General features: G+C 49.0%; 22 protein-coding genes. 13 read left to right on the top strand and 9 right to left on the bottom strand.

Going from position 1 to position 19,092, the window contains the following annotated elements:
* Positions 1 to 159 precede the first annotated feature (159 nt).
* Positions 160 to 360 carry a hypothetical protein gene (locus ACFMKP_RS21680; RefSeq protein ID WP_382295012.1) on the top strand — a complete coding sequence of 67 codons (201 nt, stop codon included), beginning with the start codon at positions 160 to 162 and terminating at the stop codon, positions 358 to 360.
* A 56-nt stretch (positions 361 to 416) separates the two neighbouring features.
* Complete coding sequence (locus ACFMKP_RS21675) at positions 417 to 1,127, top strand: hypothetical protein (RefSeq protein WP_382295010.1); 711 nt, start codon at positions 417 to 419, stop codon at positions 1,125 to 1,127.
* A gap of 99 nt (positions 1,128 to 1,226) precedes the next feature.
* Here ACFMKP_RS21675 and ACFMKP_RS21670 read toward each other — a convergent pair whose 3' ends face one another.
* A complete protein-coding gene (locus ACFMKP_RS21670) occupies positions 1,227 to 2,357 on the bottom strand; it encodes a hypothetical protein (RefSeq protein WP_382295008.1) in 1,131 nt (376 codons plus the stop codon).
* A gap of 95 nt (positions 2,358 to 2,452) precedes the next feature.
* On the opposite strand from ACFMKP_RS21670, the gene ACFMKP_RS21665 reads away from it, so the two are divergent.
* Positions 2,453 to 2,881 carry a methyltransferase family protein gene (locus tag ACFMKP_RS21665; protein WP_382295006.1) on the top strand — a complete coding sequence of 143 codons (429 nt, stop codon included), beginning with the start codon at positions 2,453 to 2,455 and terminating at the stop codon, positions 2,879 to 2,881.
* On the opposite strand, the gene ACFMKP_RS21660 is transcribed toward ACFMKP_RS21665, so the two are convergent.
* Complete coding sequence (locus tag ACFMKP_RS21660) at positions 2,862 to 3,350, bottom strand: hypothetical protein (protein ID WP_382295004.1); 489 nt, start codon at positions 3,348 to 3,350, stop codon at positions 2,862 to 2,864. The genes ACFMKP_RS21665 and ACFMKP_RS21660 overlap by 20 nt on opposite strands.
* A gap of 32 nt (positions 3,351 to 3,382) precedes the next feature.
* On the opposite strand from ACFMKP_RS21660, the gene ACFMKP_RS21655 reads away from it, so the two are divergent.
* A complete protein-coding gene (locus ACFMKP_RS21655) occupies positions 3,383 to 4,267 on the top strand; it encodes an MBL fold metallo-hydrolase (protein ID WP_382295002.1) in 885 nt (294 codons plus the stop codon).
* A 202-nt stretch (positions 4,268 to 4,469) separates the two neighbouring features.
* On the opposite strand, the gene ACFMKP_RS21650 is transcribed toward ACFMKP_RS21655, so the two are convergent.
* Together ACFMKP_RS21650 and ACFMKP_RS21645 are read right to left on the bottom strand one after the other, a co-directional pair.
* Positions 4,470 to 4,646, bottom strand: coding sequence for a hypothetical protein (locus ACFMKP_RS21650; protein ID WP_382295000.1), 177 nt, complete (start codon positions 4,644 to 4,646; stop codon positions 4,470 to 4,472).
* Between the two features lie 68 nt (positions 4,647 to 4,714).
* The gene (locus ACFMKP_RS21645) at positions 4,715 to 4,891 is read right to left on the bottom strand and encodes a hypothetical protein (protein ID WP_204753874.1); all 177 of its coding nucleotides are present in this window, start codon (positions 4,889 to 4,891) and stop codon (positions 4,715 to 4,717) included.
* Positions 4,892 to 5,099: 208 nt separating this feature from the next.
* Here ACFMKP_RS21645 and ACFMKP_RS21640 point away from each other — a divergent pair, with 208 nt between their 5' ends.
* The 4 genes from ACFMKP_RS21640 (at position 5,100) to ACFMKP_RS21625 (ending at position 8,781) form a co-directional block, all read left to right on the top strand.
* On the top strand, positions 5,100 to 5,777 hold the full coding sequence (locus ACFMKP_RS21640) for a GNAT family N-acetyltransferase (protein ID WP_382294998.1): 678 nt from the start codon (positions 5,100 to 5,102) through the stop codon (positions 5,775 to 5,777).
* Positions 5,778 to 5,827: 50 nt separating this feature from the next.
* Positions 5,828 to 7,087 (top strand): Glu/Leu/Phe/Val dehydrogenase, encoded by a 1,260-nt coding sequence (locus tag ACFMKP_RS21635; protein WP_382294996.1) that lies wholly within the window; start codon positions 5,828 to 5,830, stop codon positions 7,085 to 7,087.
* Positions 7,088 to 7,508: 421 nt separating this feature from the next.
* Positions 7,509 to 8,033, top strand: a complete 525-nt coding sequence (locus tag ACFMKP_RS21630; RefSeq protein WP_382294994.1) for an O-acetyl-ADP-ribose deacetylase — start codon at positions 7,509 to 7,511, stop codon at positions 8,031 to 8,033.
* 337 nt (positions 8,034 to 8,370) lie between these two features.
* The gene (locus ACFMKP_RS21625; RefSeq protein WP_110515570.1) at positions 8,371 to 8,781 is read left to right on the top strand and encodes an ADP-ribosylation/crystallin J1; all 411 of its coding nucleotides are present in this window, start codon (positions 8,371 to 8,373) and stop codon (positions 8,779 to 8,781) included.
* 38 nt (positions 8,782 to 8,819) lie between these two features.
* Here ACFMKP_RS21625 and ACFMKP_RS21620 read toward each other — a convergent pair whose 3' ends face one another.
* The 3 genes from ACFMKP_RS21620 to ACFMKP_RS21610 all read right to left on the bottom strand — a co-directional run bounded on the left by ACFMKP_RS21620 (position 8,820) and on the right by ACFMKP_RS21610 (position 11,541).
* A complete protein-coding gene (locus tag ACFMKP_RS21620; RefSeq protein WP_382294992.1) occupies positions 8,820 to 9,359 on the bottom strand; it encodes a hypothetical protein in 540 nt (179 codons plus the stop codon).
* Positions 9,360 to 9,848: 489 nt separating this feature from the next.
* Entirely contained in the window at positions 9,849 to 10,745 is an 897-nt protein-coding gene (locus ACFMKP_RS21615) for a hypothetical protein (RefSeq protein WP_382294990.1), read from the bottom strand.
* Between the two features lie 85 nt (positions 10,746 to 10,830).
* Positions 10,831 to 11,541 (bottom strand): hypothetical protein, encoded by a 711-nt coding sequence (locus ACFMKP_RS21610; protein ID WP_382294988.1) that lies wholly within the window; start codon positions 11,539 to 11,541, stop codon positions 10,831 to 10,833.
* A 131-nt stretch (positions 11,542 to 11,672) separates the two neighbouring features.
* On the opposite strand from ACFMKP_RS21610, the gene ACFMKP_RS21605 reads away from it, so the two are divergent.
* The gene (locus ACFMKP_RS21605) at positions 11,673 to 12,203 is read left to right on the top strand and encodes a response regulator transcription factor (RefSeq protein ID WP_382294986.1); all 531 of its coding nucleotides are present in this window, start codon (positions 11,673 to 11,675) and stop codon (positions 12,201 to 12,203) included.
* Here the strand turns inward: ACFMKP_RS21605 and ACFMKP_RS21600 are convergent.
* A complete protein-coding gene (locus ACFMKP_RS21600; RefSeq protein ID WP_382294984.1) occupies positions 12,178 to 13,023 on the bottom strand; it encodes a CPBP family intramembrane glutamic endopeptidase in 846 nt (281 codons plus the stop codon). The genes ACFMKP_RS21605 and ACFMKP_RS21600 overlap by 26 nt on opposite strands.
* A 200-nt stretch (positions 13,024 to 13,223) precedes the next feature.
* On the opposite strand from ACFMKP_RS21600, the gene ACFMKP_RS21595 reads away from it, so the two are divergent.
* Positions 13,224 to 13,919, top strand: a complete 696-nt coding sequence (locus tag ACFMKP_RS21595) for an aspartate/glutamate racemase family protein (protein ID WP_382294982.1) — start codon at positions 13,224 to 13,226, stop codon at positions 13,917 to 13,919.
* A gap of 89 nt (positions 13,920 to 14,008) precedes the next feature.
* Entirely contained in the window at positions 14,009 to 14,887 is an 879-nt protein-coding gene (locus ACFMKP_RS21590) for a tetratricopeptide repeat protein (protein WP_382294980.1), read from the top strand.
* Here ACFMKP_RS21590 and ACFMKP_RS21585 read toward each other — a convergent pair.
* A complete protein-coding gene (locus ACFMKP_RS21585; RefSeq protein WP_382294978.1) occupies positions 14,880 to 16,244 on the bottom strand; it encodes an anaerobic glycerol-3-phosphate dehydrogenase subunit C in 1,365 nt (454 codons plus the stop codon). The genes ACFMKP_RS21590 and ACFMKP_RS21585 overlap by 8 nt on opposite strands.
* 143 nt (positions 16,245 to 16,387) lie before the next feature.
* Here ACFMKP_RS21585 and ACFMKP_RS21580 point away from each other — a divergent pair, with 143 nt between their 5' ends.
* Together ACFMKP_RS21580 and ACFMKP_RS21575 are read left to right on the top strand one after the other, a co-directional pair.
* Complete coding sequence (locus tag ACFMKP_RS21580) at positions 16,388 to 17,632, top strand: ROK family protein (RefSeq protein WP_382294976.1); 1,245 nt, start codon at positions 16,388 to 16,390, stop codon at positions 17,630 to 17,632.
* 107 nt (positions 17,633 to 17,739) lie between these two features.
* Positions 17,740 to 19,056, top strand: coding sequence for an extracellular solute-binding protein (locus ACFMKP_RS21575; protein WP_382294974.1), 1,317 nt, complete (start codon positions 17,740 to 17,742; stop codon positions 19,054 to 19,056).
* Positions 19,057 to 19,092: the final 36 nt, after the last annotated feature.

Below are 19,092 nucleotides of genomic sequence, written 5' to 3'. Positions count from 1 at the left end.
AGATGGTATTGCGCATGAGGAGTACGTACTGCGAGCATTGCTCGTTACTTGCTTCAATAAAGGGCAGCTATTTGGTAAGAATTGTCATATTTTGCAGCCTGAGGTTTGCTATCCTAACGCGCAAACGAGCTTGAGCAGCTAAACCAAAGGAGTTGCCCAATGCGCCGAATTGTGCGCCGCACAGTAACGACGGTTACAACGATTACCACAACTATCACATGGCAAGAAACTGCGACCGATCAAGCCAACCAGCCTGAAACAAGCCCTGACCAGCAGCCCAATGAGCAGAGCATTCAAGCTGCAAGCAATCACGCAGCTTCATTTGGCCCACTTGAGGCTGAGCCAAACCCAATTGGGTAATTAGCAGCAAGGTCTAGTCGATTGAGCAACTAGACGCTATCGATGGAGAACATTCCATGAGCAACGATCAATATTCCAACCAACCACCAGTTGATCCCAATCAGCAACCGTATCAACCGTATAATCAAGCGCCGCCCAACCAGCAGCAACCGTATAATCAAGCGCCGCCTAACCAGCAGCAACAGCCTTATCAACCCTATCAGCCGTATAATCAACCACCACCCGGCCAACAACAGCCGTATCAACCCTATCAGCCCTACAATCAAGGGCCACAAACCCAACCCCAAGGCCAATTTGTTGTGCCCAGTAGCGATCAATTGGTAAGTGGCTTTAAGGGCTTATCGCAAGGTCGACGCTTGGCAATTGGCGGCGGCCTCGTGGCCTGGATTAGCTATTTCCTGCCGTGGTATCATGTGCGATCAACGCTTGTTAATGTTAATGAAACAGTGAATGGGATAACTGATTTTTTACCATCGCTAGGATTTCTATTGCTCAGTGTTATTCTCGCTAGCTTAATTGCGCCGCTTTTTGGCAAACATATTTATCCGCTGATCCAACGCACTCTTAATCTAACATTCGGTAAAGCAGTTTTTATTGCTAATGCAGCAGTCTTGGCTATGGCCTTCATTGGCGGCTTAATCGCGAAGCCAGATAATGGTGGCTTTACAGAAATTGAGGCTGGCTTCAGTTTTGGTTTCTATTTGGCAATTTTGGCCTTGGGTGCAGCCACAGCTGGCGGCTGGATGATGCAGCAAAATCGCGAATAACCCTCAATAGCGTTTAATCGATTACATTAATCGTATGCCCCAGCCTTGCTGCAAACACTTGGCTGGGGCCTTTGCTTAATCAATTCACGCCTTGGCCTTTTAAGCAAACCCAGCATGCTCGGCGTTGGGCAGGCCTAAAAAGCCATTGACATCTGCTGGTCGCCATGGCAGCCGAAAAGTGCGCAGAACTCGTTCGATAGCCTCGCGATCATGCTTGGTGGTTGTAAATAGCTGCTGGCCAATCCAGAGCAGCGCCTTTGCGTGAATAGCTGCACGCTCAATCGTCGATTTCTTATAGCGCAGAGTGCCCAAAGCCAACATTAAGAGTGCTGCAACATCGTAATCGTTCAAGGCTGCGTCTTGGCCTTCAAGATAGGCAAGGCATTGCTCAGCAAGCGGAATGCGCTCACTCAATGGTCGCCGATACAGCATCAAGGCACAATCGAACCAATAGCTATGGGTTAGCTTAAGCGCATTATAGGTTTCAATCAGGCTCAGATTGTTGACGTTGACGGTGGCAATCAGCCATGCATACATTGCCTCAGGAACCTGCTGCGCGGTTTGGGTCATAACGAATGCTGCGGTTAATTTCACCAGCGGTTCCTGCGCTTGCTCAAATGTTTCGCTCACCCACGCCAGCGCCACCGGATCGTCGCTCGCCCAAGCGACAAACTGATAGCTCGCTCGCAACAGCGGTCGCTGCTCTGCCAGCGCAAATGGCAAAACCTGCGACCATAATGTGCCATCAGCCGCTACACAACAGGCAACAATCTTCAACACTTTCGATGCAATGTCCTCATCAGGATCATGCAACAATGGCAGCAGGTTGGGAAATTCCTCAATCACTAATTGGTAGGGCATTGCCCGCACTTTATCAGCACCATACCGCTCCCTAAATGTCCCATTGTCGTAGACAAAATAGAACCAAGGAATGCGTAATGGGTGGGCTGGAGCGAGTCTTTCAACAATCTGCATTACCAAGTCGCTACTGTGAGTCCGTGAGTAGCCCTTAGCTGTAAACAGCTTGCTCAGCAGATAGGGAAAGGCCGCCAATGCAGCAGGTGAGACCCACTGAATATACAAGGTCGTATCAACTAATGCTTGATGAGCTTCGGCAATCACTTTTGGATCGGGATGACTCAGATTGCGCAGATGCTGTGGAGTATCAAGCCCGTTACCATAGGCATGGTAGATTGTGCTCCATGAAATTTCATCAAGTTCATCGGTCATAGACACCTCGCGGGATTATTGGGAATTGGCCTCAGTGCCTAGTCTAGCGCATTCATGCTAGGCTGTGGTAACAATCTGTGCAGCAAAGGAACTGTATGCAATCGAAAATGTACGTGGCCTTGCAATTTATTTGCTTGGGATTATTGGCGGTCAGCACGCCATTGCACAACATACCAAACTTGTGGTTTATTGTGTTTGGCTTGGGCTTTGCTTTAGGCATCTGGGCAATGATCAGCATGCGACTCAACAATTTGTCGATTATGCCCGAATTGCTTGCGACAGCTCAATTAACCGTCCATGGTCCCTATCGCTGGATTCGCCACCCAATGTATACTGCCTTGGCGATCTGTAGTTTGGCATGGGTCATGGTTGATCCTCGGCTTTGGCGTTGGCTGGTTTTGGCAATGTTGCTGATTGATTTGTGGCTCAAGGCACGTTACGAGGAGCAATTGCTCATCCAGCGCTTTCCCAATTATGCCGCCTATCAACAACGCACGAAGCGCTTTATTCCTTGGCTGGTGTAGCCAACACAACTACATCGGGATAGCGCGGGTGAACCTTCAGGCTGAGATATTGGTTGCGGCGTGGCGTTTGGGCAATATCAAAATAGCGATAGAGCGTTACTTGGCGACTTGGCTGATTGGGGTGATTAATTTCAACCTGCAAGCGATATTCGCGTTCGGTAATTCGGTTGGAAAAGCCCCGCGAACGCTTATGTTTCCAGCCAGTTGGCGCAAAATCGACAATGCGGCCCTGCACCAGCAAGCCAATTTTTTCTGCTTCGCGATAGCGTGGCGGCTTGAGTGCCCAGCGCGTCGTCAAATAAATCCCTATTCCAAAACCAATACAACTAAGCACCGTTACAACCACAAACAAAGTCGTGTATTGCTTGGGATCGATTAAAAAAATTGAGCCAATGTTGAGAATTAGATAGCCAATAATCGTACCAAGCAACGCCAACATCAACCGCCCTGACGTTTGTGACGAACCCATCTTTAGCCTCACTTGTTGGAGAATGAAACTCAATGGTTGCGCTCGATCAATTACAACCGCTGACTGAACGGATTTTTTGGTTGCCCGCCGATAGCCGCACCGATCGCCCAATGTTGGGCTTGGTGGTTGGCGATCGCGAGTGTTTATTAATTGATGCTGGCAATTCGCCCGCCCACGTTGCATTATTACGCCAAGCGCTTCAGGCCCAAGGCTTGCCGCAACCAACCAGCCTCGCCATCACCCACTGGCATTGGGATCATGTGTTTGGCATGGCCAGCCTCGACTTGCCAAGCTATGCCTCGCAGGAAACCGACCGCATTTTGCGCGTGTTGGCAACCCTCGATTGGGGCGATGCAGCCTTGGATCAGCGGGTTGAGGCTGGCTTAGAAATCGCATTTTGCCGCGATATGATCAAAGCCGAAATGGCTGATCGCAGCCAGTTGCAGCTTGTGCCAGCAACCAGCACCATCGCCCAGCAATTAAGCCTTGATTTAGGTAATTGTGCTGCCGAATTAATCGTTGTTGGTGGCGATCATGCCCACGATTCGCTGATTGTCTATCTGCCAAACCAAGCGGTGGTCTTTTTGGGCGATTGCATCTACGATGACCTCTATCATGGAGCAAGACGCTTAACCACCAGCCAACTTTTCCCTTTATTGGATCGTTTATTGGCTTTGCCAGCCGAATATTATTGCGCGAGCCATCATGGGCAACCATTGAGCCGCGCCGAATTTGAGGCCGAAGCCCAGCTTTTACGCCAAATTGGCACAATTGTGATGGAGCTTGGGGCGAATCCTGAGGCAATTTTGGCCCAAATGAGCCAACAATATGATGGCCTATTAACCGAAGACCACCATGCAATTATGGCAGCCTTTTTGGCAGGCTTGGCCCTACCCGAGGTTGCGTCGATTTACTGAAAACGGAGTACGTTCCCTCACCCCAGCCCTTTCAAGGGTAGGTTTTAAAAAGCGTGGTGATTAAACGTCCCCTCACCCCCCAGCCCCCTCTCCCACGAAAACGCGGGCGAGGAGGAGCACCCGTTTTCACCGCGCAGTGTGGCAGAACCACAGGATGAAAGCCCCTCGCCCGCCACGTGGGAGAGGGGTTGGGGTGAGGGGATCATGATTGCTCGGATTTAACCTCGTGCACGGCATCAATCGAATAATCCAATTGATCGATATGCGGTGGCTCTTTGGCTTTTTGAACCACGATGCTAGCCCGTTGCCACAATTTTGAAATTGCTTTGGCCAAGCCCACCAAGCCAAGCCCAGCCACAATCGCGATGATAATTGGCATTGCTCGTCCTCCAGCCTACAATTAAACAAACAGCGTACTGGAAAAAACTCCAGTACGCTGTTGCAGATTTATTGGTCTTCGGCCTTCACTTCGCGGCCTTGATCCATCGAATAATTGCCCTGATCGATGTGGGGTGCTTCGCCAGCTTTTTGCACAATCACCCCAATTTGCAGCAAGAAGACAATTAAGCCACTAATCGTAATTAAGCCCAAAATAACGAAACAGCCAATCCAAAACAGTGACATACACAATCCTCCTATAGTATTCCGGTCAATTCGTGGTCTAAGCGGCAGAAATCACCCACGCCCTAGCCCGCCAATCCGACCAATAGTGCTTGACGAGCGATCCGAGCGGGTGTAGAATGCGCCTAGCTAACGTGCCGGATCAACGTTGATTGTGGTACGCTCCAATCATCCGTGCAGGTTGCACGGTTTTTTTGTTTGGAAAATATCAATGATTGTACCATCACCGCAAATCCGTGCAACGGTGCCTTTCCAAATAGGCGACTTGGCTTTGACGATTCGTCCGGCCATGATGGATGATCTTGGGCCAATGCTGCAATTGCAAGCGCTGGCATTTGCCGATAAATTTAGCTCGGCTTTTGGCAAGCGCGGAGTGCAACGCGGCGTTGCGGCCTTACATCAATCACATCAAATGCAAGGGCCAAGCAGCTTGCAGGGAATGTATGTCATGGTAGCTGGCAGCGAAATTGTAGGCACAATTACGTTGCGCACAATCGAGATGCGTCCAGACGATGTTGGCTTAGTTGAGCAAGCGTTTTTACGCGAGCTTGGCGCTTGGGGGGCGTTTCGTGCCGTCCATGCGCTTTCGCAAATTGACCATCGGATTGGGCGGGATGAAGGTTTTATTAGCGACGTTGCGGTTGCTGAACGTTATCGCCGCCGAGGTATTGCCCAAGCCATGATGCAGCATAGCATGAGCATTGCGCGTGAGCTTGGCAAACGCAAACTCGGCTTATACGTCAGTGCCTCCAATCATAACGCGCGCGCTTTATACCGTAATTTGGGCTTTAGCGAGGGCGAGGTGCGCCGCTCATGGTGGAACGCCCTGTTTCTCGGTGAACGCCGCTGGATTTATATGTCGTATAATCTTAGAGAGACTTCCGCATAACCGAGGAGCCTCTTTTGATCAAAGGCGATCAATTAGAAAGGAACAAGTCAATGGCTGACTCTCATCGCAACGCATTCGAGAACGCTCAGCGTCAATTCGATCTCGCTGCTGAAAAGCTGAATCTCGACCAAAGCTTGCGTCGAGTTCTTCGCGTCCCTCAACGTGAATTAAGCGTCAATTTCCCAGTCAAGATGGACAATGGTGAGATTCAAGTGTTTAGCGGCTATCGCGTCCAACACAACGTCTCACGTGGCCCAGCCAAAGGCGGGATTCGCTATCACCCAGCAGTCGATATCGATGAAGTGCGCGCGCTCGCAATGTGGATGACCTGGAAATGCGCACTGGTTAATATTCCCTATGGCGGCGCAAAAGGTGGGGTCATCGTCGACCCAACAAAATTATCCCAAAGTGAATTAGAACGGCTAACGCGGCGTTTTGCAACTGAAATTAGCATTTTGGTTGGCGCTGAAAAAGATATTCCAGCTCCCGATGTTGGGACTAACGGCCAAGTGATGGCTTGGTTTATGGATACGATTTCGATGCACCGTGGCTACACTGTGCCTGCCGTGATTACGGGCAAGCCAGTTGAAGTTGGCGGTTCGTTGGGTCGGGTCGAAGCCACTGGACGCGGGGTCAGTATTGTGGCCCGCGAAGCCGCCAAACACCTTGGCTTGCGCATCGAAGGCGCAACCGTGGTCATTCAAGGCTTTGGTAATGTGGGTAGCGTTACCGCCGATATGATGCAGCGCATGGGCAGCAAAGTGATTGCAGTAAGCGATGTTTCAGGCGGCTACTACAACCGCAATGGCCTGAATATCCCCGAAATGATTGCCTACACCAAGCAACACCGCTCGCTCGAAGGCTACCAAGCAGCTGGCATCGAACGCGTTAGCAACCAGCAAATTCTCGAGCTTGAGTGCGATATTCTGGCACCTTGCGCCTTGGAAAACCAAATTACCGAGGAAAACGCTGGCCGGATCAATTGTAAATTGCTGGTCGAAGGCGCAAACGGCCCAACCACTCCCGAAGCTGATGATATTTTGTTTGAACGAGGCATTTTTGTCGTGCCCGACATCTTGGCTAACGCTGGCGGTGTGACCGTTTCCTACTTCGAATGGGTCCAAGGCTTGCAAGAATTCTTCTGGACCGAAGAAGAAATTAACAACAAGCTTGAGCGGATTATGCAACATAGCTTTGAATCGGTGTTGGCCCAAACGCTGAAACACAAAGTTTCAATGCGTATGGGCGGCTATATGGTTGCGGTGGCCCGCGTTGCCGAAGCAACCCAAATCCGTGGCATCTACCCATAAGCAATGCTGGCAGCTCCTCGCTCATGCACATGGGCGAGGAGTTTTATGTTTAAATATGAAGGATGAAGGCAAAAATCAAAAGTCAAAAGTCAAAAAAGAACAGAGAGCATAGAACATAGAGCATAGGCTCAAAACGTAACCTTCGCGTTCTTCGCGCCCTTCGCGGTTTCATTCCCTTCGTGGCCTTCGTGTTCTTCGTGGATCAATCTTAACGCAGCGGCGCAGAGAAGCGATGGCTATGGGCTATGGGCTATGGGTTATAGAAATAATTAATCTGAGCTAATCTGTGGAATCTGTGGCTAAAACGTCCTTCGCGATCTTCGCGTTCTTCGCGGTTCCAAGCCTTCGTGCTCTTCGTGGTTCCAACTTCGTGCTCTTCGTGCTCTTCGTGGATCAATATTAAATTGAGAAGGAGCTACCAATGACTTCACAGATCGAGATTCTCCAAGGCGATATTACGAAATTTACAGGCGCAGCGATCGTTAATGCTGCCAATGAATGGTTGCTTGCAGGCGGCGGCGTAGATGGAGCGATTCATCATGCTGCTGGCGACGAATTACAGGCTGAATGTGATCAATTAGGTGGTTGCGAAATAGGCCAAGCTAAAATCACCAAAGGCTATCGCTTGCCAGTCCGCGCCATTATCCACACAGTCGGGCCAGTTTGGCAGGGTGGCAGCAAACACGAAGCCGAATTATTGAGCGCCTGCTATCAAAACAGCCTTGAACTTGCCGCCAACCACCAACTCGAAACTATCGCCTTTCCTGCGATTAGCTGTGGCATTTATGGCTATCCAGTCGAATTAGCTGCGCCAATTGCCATTCAGACCGTCGCCAACTTCCTTGCAACCCACAGCATCCCCGAAAAAGTCACCTTCATCTGCTTTGAATCGGCAATTTACCACGCCTACTGCACCGCGTGGGCTGCCTATCAAGCAAGTCACTAAGCAAATTTAACTGCATCCAAAAGCATATAAGCCATGGTACAGAGTTATAGGGTACAGCCAGATTACTCAACCCAAACAAGTACCAGACGTAGTACTAGGCTGCGGGATATGGACAGCTAGGAAGGTTTCGAAATAGCGTTCCCGTCATTCTTGTAGTACTGACCTAACCCAAATTGGGGCCAAAAATCCCTTGATTTATCAGCGTTTCTCATACAAAATTAAAGCCTAATCTGTATCTAAATAGATGTGGAATAAATTTCAGCCAGAAAGACCTTTTGAGACTACGTTATAGCTTCTGACAAGCATGCCTTGGTGGAACAAGGGAAAGGACAAGCAAATGATCCTGTATCGACCTGTTGGGTTACAAGAATTAACGTTAATTGCACAAGCGGGCTATCGTTCATTCCCAGCACAATTGGCCGAGCCACCAATTGCCTATCCAATTCTCAACTTGGATTATGCGAGTCACATAGCCAAAGATATTAAAACCCGCGAGGTTGATGCTGGCTATGCAGGTTTTGTGGCCGAATTTGAAATTAGCGAGCAATATGCGCGCCAATTTGCGGTGAAATCGGTTGGCCTGCGCCGCCGCCATCGCGAGCTTTTAGTGCCAAGCGAAGAATTCCACAATTTCAATACCCGCATTCTTGGCCATATCAAAGTTGTTGCCGCATTCTATGGCAAACTTTTTCGCGGCATGGTCAACCCCACAACCGAGCTACCAACCTTTATCTCGCCTGTTTTATAACGAATAAGGCTCCTACCCAAATAGGTAGGAGTCTTGTTTTATTGTTGAGCAGCATCCGCTGGCAATGTACTAAGGTATTGCTTAATCGCTTGATCGTTCTCAAATGGAGGTAAAAACACTTGCAATGGCAAAATATACATTTGGCTAGGGGCTTGACCCTGTTTGTATTCAATTGCCGCCTGAATTGCCACAAACTTGCTTGGTAATTGTTCAAGCCCATATAGTTGCAAAGCAATAGCTTGGTTTTGTTGTGGCTGAATATCAATGCTCGAAACACTTGATGATGATGGCTTGTTCGCAGGAACAGGAACTGGTGAACCACTCCCATCATATATCTGTTGAGCCAAATGGAGCGTTGATGAAATTGGGTACTTGGAACTTTTGATTGGTGTATCAAACAATTGAATCATCTGCGTGCTTGTATTTGCTAAGGTAACACTAAAATGGTCTCGGAATTCTCCTCCTATCACATTAAGATAATCGGGTTTAAGTGGTGCTGGTGGCGAATCAATAATGATCAATTCCCAATCACCAATCGTGATTATGTGCTCTTGTTTATTTTCATCACGATAGCGCATTTGGCTAAATCGATAGGTTCCTGGTTCAAGTTCGTTGAGACTTACCTTCACTGTAGAATACCGATAGTCGGGCGATGTGGGGTCGGGTGGCGAGTAGGATGCCGCGCGAACTGTTAACTCACCCTTATCACTCAACATAGTTAAGTTATTTATTTGGGTGTGTAACTCGTTTGTACGCCATGGGTCGCATACCTCAATAAATGCTAGCTGCATTGGTACAAGATCATGGGTGCTCGCGGTAATCACCCCAACAAACTGGATTGCATAGCGCCCGGGTTTAGGCCAAGCCACGTCCGCCGTTTGCTGGCCACAACTGCTGAGCAAAACCAAACCCAACAACGCGATACACTGTAGCGATCGACCTAATCCACGTTTGAAAAGCATCTTCACTCTCCGTAGCATTAACATCAATGCTTAGTATCAAACAATACGAATAATGCTGTTTTGTTGTTTCTCAAATAAGCTTACTTTGGCGATTGAATCAATCATTTACTCATGGAAAGCGCCAACTGGTAAGAAATCAAGGTATTTCAGCACTGCCCCATCATCAAGAAATGGCGGCGAGAAAACTTGGAGCGGCAAAATGAATTGTTGGCGCGGGTTTTGCGCTTGTTGATAGCTCAGCAGCGGTTGAATGACTAAAAACTCAGTTGGTAATTGCTCGATTCCATGCAGTTGAAAAAAAATGGTTTGGGTTTGTTGCGGTTGAAGCTCAATTGTTACGCTGGATAAAGGTTGAATCGGCTGCGGTGGAGCATCACCAAGCACTGGTTGCATCGCAGTAGCTCCATCTTGCGCCAAATGCAGGCTTGCAGAAAGCGGATAGGTCGAGCTGTTGATCGTGCTATCAAACACGCGAATCGATTGATCCGTTGGATTAATCAATTCAACCTCAAAACGCTCTGGTTTGCCAACCGTCAGCACGCTATGGCTGCCCATTTTGAGCGGCGCAGTTGGCAAATCAAGGATGCTTAGCTCCCAATCGCCAACGCTGAGTGTTTGCTCATGTTGCTGTTCATCAACATAGCGCACTTGGCTAAACCGATACATACCTGGCTCAAGCCCATCAAGCATCGCCAACACTGAAAAAAAGCGATAGTTGGTTGTGGCTGGCGATGGCGTAAGCGTGACTGATTGGGTGGATAATTCACCTTTATCACTCAACAAGGTTAATTGATTGAATTGGATTTCGCTGCTCCGGCGCGGTTCGCCAACATCAATAAACGCGAGCTGAATTGGCACAACTTCATGGGCTTTCGCGCTAATTAATCCAATAAATTGCACTGCATAGCGCCCAGATCTATACCAAGCGTCGTTTGGTGCTTGGGTTGCACAACCACTTAATAGAAATATAGATAGAATCCATATTCGTATAAAACGTAACATTATGCCTCCTGTTAAAGCAGTTAAGGCATTGTGATTATCTTAAATTCAAGATAATTACAATGCCTAAAATTAGTTTTACTTTGAACTAAAAAGGTACTGACTTAAAGATTCTGGTAAACCATTGGCCTGCCCATGCCGTTCCATCTTCACGATGCGAGAAGAAACATGTCCCACCGCCGAGAATTGCACAGGTGTACCAGTCTGTATGCACATTCATATCGGTAATATGGTAAAAATCATCATATTTGACGACTTTGCGCTCGCCAGCCGCCACAGGAAAGCTATAGGTAAATGTTTGGCTTGATGAATACGTTACATCATAGCCAACTGTGCCTTTAATTGGTGCTTTATCAAAGCCAATACTCACCCCAAATTTATGGCTCCAAGTTTGCGATTCTGAGGCCGATAAAGTGCACGGCCCGACACAACCACGCCCTAAATCAATTGTATAAAAACCATCCCAACGGCCAGTAATTGCATCGGCAAAATGAAAATGCATTGCTGATGCAGCATGATTCGGTTGATCATTGGCACAGTCTGAATTTAATCGTTCATCATGTTTGATCCACGTTGGGCCGCTAAATGCTTCTTCTTTGATTTCGCGACCAGTTGTGGGCGATTTTCCTAATGCAGGCGTTGGGAGTTCAGCATTAATTGGCGTTTCATGATTATCACAATCACTTTGGATAATTTGATTTGATTGAGGCAATTCATTTGCCTCAATCGAAACTGGATTCGGCGAAAATAAATTGAGCATCAGGAACAAGCAGCTGAGCAATCCTAACCGTTTCACCATTGAAGCCTTCCTCACTACATACACTACTGTCAGTATTGAGCAATAGTTAAGTAGTATGTTATAGTGGTGGCAGCATCCTCGCTAGCGTACAAACACCTAATTTTTAATGCTAATTTAATTGTGAGGTTGTGATGAGAGATTATCTTCAGATTACCATGTGTGCTGAACATGGGTTTGCAGCAACATTATGGCTTGCCCTGCTATCAGACATTTTCCATATTCAATATCATTTGATCGATGATCTTCAACATATTCCAACGCAAACTGATATTCTTTTCATCTTTAACAAACCTTCAACAGCCTTTCTGAAAATCAAACAATATCGTATTTATAGCATCAACGATTGGGATTTAAATGCACTGCTCAACGAGCTACTTGCAAAATACAGTTATTTTTGTAAATTCGATTATCAAACAATTAAAGAATTTACCAAAAGAGAATATAGTATCTTTATGGAAATCTGTGCTGGCTTGAGCAATCGTATGATCGCCGAAAAATTTCAACTGAGTGAACGAACTGTTGAAGGGTTTGTTGCCAGAATCTTACAAAAAACCGGACTTAAAAATCGCCATGAAATTATTGTATTTTACTATAAGTTTATTTACCCAATTAATCGAATTATTAAACGCGATGATTTTATTGAAACTTATCCCATTTTATAGCAATATAGACTCCCAAACCAATCACAATTGCTAAACCAAGCCCAAATTCGTCGATCACATACGGTGTGATGCTATTTTTGCTGGTCAGTGGATTGAAAACGGTTTGGATAAAAATATTATGGCTGGCATGCAACAGCACTGCGGGCCAAACACTGGCTGTTTTCATGCGCAGCCACGTCAGCACAAAACTCAGGCCGATGACCAAACCAGTAAAACAGAGCAAGCCAAACCACAATGGCGCGCCAGCATTATTGTATTCGACCAGCAAAATTGCTGGATAATGCCAGATTGCCCAAATAACGCCACTGATGGTTGCGGTTGCGGCGAACGAATAGCGTTTCAGCAACTCAGGCACCAAAAAACCGCGCCAGCCCAGTTCTTCGCCAAAGGCCAGCAAGGCCGAACGCAAAATGCCCACGGTTGCTGTCTCGCCCAGATAAGCCCAGAATGCGCCAATTGTTAGCGGCGTGGCTAAACCGACGTGGGTTGCCAAGGCTTGCAACGAAAATCCACCAATGCCGCTCAGCCAGACCACACCATACACCAACAAACCATAAGCCAACGGCAAACCATAGCTTAGCAATAAATCTTTGGCTGGCGCGAATTTCCAACCTAAGCCTTTTAAACTGTGTTCAAAGCCTAATTGGGTGACGATTGCAGCCAAAGCTGGGCTAAATATCACGCCTAAGCCAAACGCCGCTTGTGGATTTGGGCCAACTAAAAAAGCGTAACAAATTGTGGTCAACACGGTGGTGATGAGTAAAAATGTGATGATTTTCGGGCCTGATTTGGCTGCTTGGGCTGATTGAAGCTGGTTCACAGCAATGCTCCTAGGTTCAAAAAATGCATAATTTGAGCATAGATGTGAGCTGTCATAAACCAATCCCAAGTTTGTTGTAGAACTGTCGCAAAAGCGAGGCTGCCAACGCTGAGCAAAAAGCGCGTATGATAGGCGGCGTAGCATATGGCCAACCAACCATTGCTCCAATTGTGTTTGAACCTAGTGCGAAGGAGCATTGTATGAAAACGATTGGCATGATCGGTGGGATGAGCTGGGAATCGAGTGTCAGCTATTATCAGGTGCTCAACAACACAATCAAGCAGCGCTTTGGCGGCTTACATTCGGCCAAATGCGTGCTCTATTCGGTCGATTTTGCCGAAATTGCCGCCTTGCAAAAAGCCGATCAATGGGAAACCGCTGGTGAGATTTTGGCCCAAGCTGCCCGCAATTTGGTTGCTGCTGGCGCAGAGTGTATTGTGCTTTGTACCAATACCATGCACTTAGTGGCCACGGCGATTGAGCAAGCAGTTGAAGTGCCATTTATCCATATCGTCGATCCAACTGCGGCAGCGATTCAAGCCCAACAGTTGCGCACAATTGGCTTACTTGGCACGCGCTTCACCATGGAACATGATTTTTATGCTGGGCGTTTGCGCGAACGCTATGGTTTAGGGGTCGTTACGCCTGGCTTAGAACAACGCGATGAAGTGCATCGGATTATTTTCGATGAATTGTGCCTTGGCAAAATCGAAGCGCGCTCAAAAGCCTATTATTTGGCGGTCATCAACGATTTGGTGGCGGCTGGCGCAGAAGGCATTATTTTGGGCTGTACCGAAATTGGTTTGTTGATTAACCAAGCTGATTGCGAGGTACCACTCTTCGATACAACGCTGTTGCATGGCCAAGCAGCAGTGGCGTGGAGCCTAGAAAAATAGCACAAATTTTTCAAGGTTGTGACACTGATTGTCACAACCTTGAGCGATACTTAACCCCGATACGAGTATATGTAATAAGGGGTTGAGCTATGGCAACAATCATGACGGCGCAACGGCAGGAACGACGACATCTAACCACGGGAATACGGGTTGGTCGGGCGGTGATGCTCATGCCAGAATTGGTGGTGTTTCCAGCGCTCTGTGGCTTGTACTTTTTAACCAATCAAGCAGTTGGCGTAGCCTTGCTCAGCGAATTGTTGATTGGCTTATTCGTTGCTCGCATCGCTTTAGTTTGGTACGCAGGTCGCGCTTGGTCGCACGGTTCGTATGCCCAAGCAGAACGCTTGGTCTTGTGGTCACTGCGGATTTATCCCGATTCGGCTGACGCTTGGTTGGCCATGGGTTCGATTCAATTGGCCCAAGGCGAAACCGAAGCCGCCATCAAAGCCATCGAACGAGCCGATCAATTGTATCCCTTCCATGCACCAATTTACTTAGAAATGAGCCGGGCGCTCGCTGCCCACGGCGATTGGAACGAAGCCCGCCATTATGCCAGCATGGCCTTGGTGTTGGATGAGCAATTGGCCTTGAGCTATAGCCACAATGCCTTGTTGAGCTTGCATTTTGATGAAGCCAGCCAAACCACTAAACAATGGATCGAAGCAGGCTTGGCCTTGGCTCCGCATGTTGCTGCCAAAGCCAGCCTGTATGTTGCGCGCGCCGAATTGGCATTCTTGGCCAACGAGGAGCGCCAAGTTCAATTGGCCTTGGATCAAGCAGAATTGCTCTTGAATGGGTGTCCAATTCCCCAACAAGCAGAATTACTCTATCGCATCGGCCAACTCCAACGCTCGTTGGGCCAAGTTGATGCAGCCCGCGCTAGTTTTGAACGCATCGAACATTCCGACCGCGAAGGTGGCTATGTCCATGCGGCATGGCGGGCCAAAGTCGAAACCAACGTCATTTAAGGTGGCGCTGTTGATCAAAGCGGCGATAGGCCTCGGCTAGCAACTCCACGGGATGGCGGGTTTCCAACCCCGTCCCGTGGCTAATTTGCCAGCGACAAGTTTCGCTATCACAGAGCACGGTATCGGCAGCATGGGCGTTGGCCCACTCAAACAAGGGCTTGCCCACATCCATTGCAATGCCATATTTTTCAGTTTTCAAGCCATAGGTTCCGGCGATACCACAACAAGCAGCTTGGCTGCGATCAATCTTCAAGCTTGGAATATGGGCCAAAATATCACGGGCTGGCAGGCCAATCCGATGAGCTTTTAATTGACATGGCGGATGATAAGGCAACGTTTCTTCAATCGCTCCCAAGTTGCGATCAAATTCCCCTGCTTGGTCGAGCAAACGCAAATATTCGAAAATATCGTAGGTTTGTTCGGCCACCAACTGAACCTCGGGATCATGCCAACCCAACAATTCGGGCGCTTCATCTTTGAGCGTCAAGGTACAGCTGGTCGAGGTTCCCACCACCACATAGCCTTGGCGAATCCATGGCAACAGCGAACGTACATTGGCGGCATGATAGCGTCGCGCCGCATTAAACTCGCCATTCGAAAGCATGGGCAAGCCACAACAGCCTTGATTAGCCAACACAACCTCGCAGCCATTGCGGTTCAAAACCTCAAGCGCAGCTTTGCCAACGTGTGGCTCGTAATAATTGGTTGAGCAGCCATGAAAATAGACCACTTTACGCGAGATTGTTGGTACAGCTGTTTGCTGTTGGGCTTGATTTTGCATCAAGCGGCGTTGTTCGAGCGGCACAAGCGCAGTGCTGCTAAGCCAAGAACGCAGGCCATACGTCCAACGCAAGGGCGTGGCAGCCCGAGGCAGATTCTTGCGCGCCCAACCGCGCAAGGTATAGCCAGCCCACTGTGGCAGCGGCGCGCGCCGATCGATTTTAAACAGCTTTTCGATCAACCAACGAATTGGCCGATTGGTCATCGTCCAGTTGGCGAGCGGTGCGAAGGGTGTACCAAGCATGCCTAGCAACTCCGAGCGCCCAAGCATGCGATTACGCAAGGGCAAGCCGTTTTCGCGTACCATCTGTGCTCGCGCACGGGCATTGAGTTCGGCAATTGGCACCCCAGTTGGGCAAACCTCGTTGCAAACCCGACAGCCAGAGCAATAATCGACCGAATGATCGGGCGAGTGTTCAGCCTGATCGTGGCGGAAGCGCGCGGCTTGCGGCCCAACATATTTCGGGCCAGGAAAGAGATCTGTAACGGCTGCAACCGGACATGCCGTGGTGCAAATATTACATTTAATACAAAAATCGAGCGATTGCTCCAAGCGGATTGATAATCGATCATCCATAACGCCTAGCCTCAGTTGCGATTTAAAGCCTTAGAATGGCCTAAATCGCATTCTATAATAAAACGCTTATGTTTGTTTGTTGTCTTGACAAAGTACCAAATAGTTGCTAAAATCGGAGCCACTTACCAAGTAGGAGCTTCCAAATGAATCGTCCTTCGGCACTGACAGCTGATCTGAGTTTGATGCGAGAACTCAACCGCGCCCTGGTACTCCAGTTAATTCGGCGTGAAGGACGAATTTCGCGAGCCGATATTGCTAAGCATACCAAGTTAAGTCGTTCAACGGTTTCGAGCATCATCAACGATCTAATTGAAGCCAGCTTGGTAACTGAAACCGGGATTGGAACTTCAAAAGGTGGCCGTCGGCCAATCATCCTCGAATTCAATTATCAAGCTAATTATATTATTGGGCTTGATGTTTCGCGCAACGCCGTGAGCGCTGTTATTACCGATTTGAACGCTCGCATCTGTTCACGTCGCCAAATCTCCTTTAATGTCAATGATGGCCCCACGGTTGGCATGCCGCTGATCAAACAATTAATTAGCACGATGCTGACCGAATCGCCAGTTGGTCGGGGCCGAATTAGTGCGATTGGGGTTGGCGTGCCTGGCCCACTCGATTTTCGCAATGGGCGCACGATTGCGCCGCCAGTTATGCCTGGCTGGGATAATGTGCCGATTCGCGAAGAGTTAAGCCAAACCTTCCGCTTACCCGTATCAATTGATAACGATGCCAACTTGGCAGCCATGGCCGAATATCGCTGGGGCGCTGGCCAAGGCGCACAAAACATGGTCTATTTATATATGAGTAGCGCCGGGATTGGCGCTGGCCTGATTATTGATAGTCATCTATTTCGTGGCTCGATTGGCAGTGCTGGCGAGGTTGGCCATACCACGCTCAGCGTCGAAAACGACGAATCATTTGGGCCAATCAATGCTGGCTCGCTGGAAGCACTGGCATCACAAATTACGGTTTTACGGCTGGCGCGTGAGCAAAAGCTAATTAATGCCGATGACGATGTGCATGCCTTGGTGCGCAAAGCTGAGAGCAGCCCCGAAATTCAAGCTATTTTGCGGCGCACTGCCCACTATCTTGGGGTAGCAATCGCCAGTATCATTAATATCTTCAACCCCGATCGGGTTGTCATAGGCGGGGTTATTCCGGAAACCTCACCGTTATTGATCGAGACTATTCGGGCAACCGTAGCGCGCCGAGCGTTATCGATTGCTGTGAATAATACCTCGATTGTGCCCGGCGCACTAGGCCGCAACGTTGCAGCCTTGGGAGCCGCAGCCCTTGCCACCGAGCGCTTATTTGCGCCGCCAGCCTTGGAACGGCCCGCCACCTTAGGCGTGCATTCCAACGAAGTTGGGTCGTTGGCAAGCTAACCATTGCCCTTGACGGATCGTGGCCAACGCCACGAGATTATATTCACCTGTTCGCCCTAATCGGCACGGTACAGATTTCCTAATTTGGTACAAAGGAGTGTACAGCAATGAAGCGATTTATGAGCTTCCTGCTCGTCAGCGTGATGATGGTCGGTTTATTGGCAGCCTGTGGTAGCTCAACCCCAACCACGGCCCCAGCGACCAGCGCACCAACCACCGCACCAACCACCGCAGCAGATGCAACTGCCGCACCAACCGCCGCAACTACAGATGCAACCGCTGAAGCAACTGCTGAAGCAACCGCCGCTGCAACCACCGCCCCAACCACTGGTGGCATGGTAGCAACTGGCGATATTACCTTGTGGCACGCCTATAGCACTGGTGGCAGCGAAGATGCAACGTTAACCACGTTGATCGAAAACGCCAAAACCGCTTTCCCAGATGCTAACATCACCGTGTTGCAAGTACCATTCGATCAAGTATTCAGCAAGTTTGAAAACGACGTTGCCACTGGCAGCGGCCCAGACTTGTTCTTGGCTCCAAACGATAGCTTGGGCGATTTGGCTCGCAAAAACTTGTTGGCCGACCTCGATGCCTACAAAGCAAACTTGACCAATATCGGCCCAGCTGGCGTTGCCGGTATGTCGGTTGATGGCAAGCTGTACGGGATTCCAGAATCATACAAAGCTGTAGCCTTGTACTACAACAAATCAACCATCGCAACCCCACCAACCACCACCGACGAGTTGTTGCAAATGGTCAAAGATGGCAAGAAATTGGTCTTGAACCAAAGCGCTTACCACAACTTTGGCTTCTTCCAAGCCTTCGGTGCTAGCTTGTTCACCGCCGATAAAGCCTGTGGCTTGACCAACGGTGGCGGCGAAGCATTCAAGTATTTGCAAGACCTCAAAGCTGCCGGCGCAACCTTCCTCACCGATGGTCCTAGCGCTGATGCTGCTTTCCGCGAAGGCAAAGCAGACATGATCATCAACGGGCCATGGGTTTTGGCCGACTACCAAAAAGATTTGGGCGAAAACTTGGCTGTAGCTCCAATGCCTGCTGGGCCAAAAGGTCCTGCTGGTCCATTGACCGGTGTTGACGGTTTCTATGTCAACATCAACAGCCAAAATGTTGAAGGTGCAGTTGCCTTGGCAATGTACTTGACCAACACCGAATCACAAAAATTGTACACCGAACAAGCTGGCCACGTGCCAACCGACATCAATGTTGTTCCAACCGATGCTTTGGTCTTGGGCTTCAGCCAAGCCGCTTCAACCGGCTATGCTCGCCCACAAGACAAAGAGCTTGGTAACTTCTGGACACCAGTTGGTGACGCATTGACCAAGGCTCTTGACGGCGGCGAAGAAGCAACCAAGGCTATCACCGATGCCTGTGCTGCAATGGACCTCGCCAACGGTAAATAAGGCAACCAGCGGCCCGTTCCTTCCTCGAGAGGGAAC

This window comes from Herpetosiphon sp. NSE202, from assembly GCF_042688385.1.
GTDB lineage: Bacteria > Chloroflexota > Chloroflexia > Chloroflexales > Herpetosiphonaceae > Herpetosiphon.
The sequence above is the reverse complement of the archived record's forward strand: the minus strand, read 5'-3'. Positions and strand labels throughout refer to the sequence as shown.

What these genes read in the sequence shown, in the direction of transcription:
- ACFMKP_RS21680 (WP_382295012.1), top strand. Translation starts at nt 160, where the DNA reads ATGCGCCGAATTGTGCGCCGCACAGTAACGACGGTTACAACGATTACC.
- ACFMKP_RS21675 (WP_382295010.1), top strand. Translation starts at nt 417, where the DNA reads ATGAGCAACGATCAATATTCCAACCAACCACCAGTTGATCCCAATCAG.
- ACFMKP_RS21670 (WP_382295008.1), bottom strand. Translation starts at nt 2,357, where the DNA reads ATGACCGATGAACTTGATGAAATTTCATGGAGCACAATCTACCATGCC.
- ACFMKP_RS21665 (WP_382295006.1), top strand. Translation starts at nt 2,453, where the DNA reads ATGCAATCGAAAATGTACGTGGCCTTGCAATTTATTTGCTTGGGATTA.
- ACFMKP_RS21660 (WP_382295004.1), bottom strand. Translation starts at nt 3,350, where the DNA reads ATGGGTTCGTCACAAACGTCAGGGCGGTTGATGTTGGCGTTGCTTGGT.
- ACFMKP_RS21655 (WP_382295002.1), top strand. Translation starts at nt 3,383, where the DNA reads ATGGTTGCGCTCGATCAATTACAACCGCTGACTGAACGGATTTTTTGG.
- ACFMKP_RS21650 (WP_382295000.1), bottom strand. Translation starts at nt 4,646, where the DNA reads ATGCCAATTATCATCGCGATTGTGGCTGGGCTTGGCTTGGTGGGCTTG.
- ACFMKP_RS21645 (WP_204753874.1), bottom strand. Translation starts at nt 4,891, where the DNA reads ATGTCACTGTTTTGGATTGGCTGTTTCGTTATTTTGGGCTTAATTACG.
- ACFMKP_RS21640 (WP_382294998.1), top strand. Translation starts at nt 5,100, where the DNA reads ATGATTGTACCATCACCGCAAATCCGTGCAACGGTGCCTTTCCAAATA.
- ACFMKP_RS21635 (WP_382294996.1), top strand. Translation starts at nt 5,828, where the DNA reads ATGGCTGACTCTCATCGCAACGCATTCGAGAACGCTCAGCGTCAATTC.
- ACFMKP_RS21630 (WP_382294994.1), top strand. Translation starts at nt 7,509, where the DNA reads ATGACTTCACAGATCGAGATTCTCCAAGGCGATATTACGAAATTTACA.
- ACFMKP_RS21625 (WP_110515570.1), top strand. Translation starts at nt 8,371, where the DNA reads ATGATCCTGTATCGACCTGTTGGGTTACAAGAATTAACGTTAATTGCA.
- ACFMKP_RS21620 (WP_382294992.1), bottom strand. Translation starts at nt 9,359, where the DNA reads ATGCGCTATCGTGATGAAAATAAACAAGAGCACATAATCACGATTGGT.
- ACFMKP_RS21615 (WP_382294990.1), bottom strand. Translation starts at nt 10,745, where the DNA reads ATGTTACGTTTTATACGAATATGGATTCTATCTATATTTCTATTAAGT.
- ACFMKP_RS21610 (WP_382294988.1), bottom strand. Translation starts at nt 11,541, where the DNA reads ATGGTGAAACGGTTAGGATTGCTCAGCTGCTTGTTCCTGATGCTCAAT.
- ACFMKP_RS21605 (WP_382294986.1), top strand. Translation starts at nt 11,673, where the DNA reads ATGAGAGATTATCTTCAGATTACCATGTGTGCTGAACATGGGTTTGCA.
- ACFMKP_RS21595 (WP_382294982.1), top strand. Translation starts at nt 13,224, where the DNA reads ATGAAAACGATTGGCATGATCGGTGGGATGAGCTGGGAATCGAGTGTC.
- ACFMKP_RS21590 (WP_382294980.1), top strand. Translation starts at nt 14,009, where the DNA reads ATGGCAACAATCATGACGGCGCAACGGCAGGAACGACGACATCTAACC.
- ACFMKP_RS21585 (WP_382294978.1), bottom strand. Translation starts at nt 16,244, where the DNA reads ATGGATGATCGATTATCAATCCGCTTGGAGCAATCGCTCGATTTTTGT.
- ACFMKP_RS21580 (WP_382294976.1), top strand. Translation starts at nt 16,388, where the DNA reads ATGAATCGTCCTTCGGCACTGACAGCTGATCTGAGTTTGATGCGAGAA.
- ACFMKP_RS21575 (WP_382294974.1), top strand. Translation starts at nt 17,740, where the DNA reads ATGAAGCGATTTATGAGCTTCCTGCTCGTCAGCGTGATGATGGTCGGT.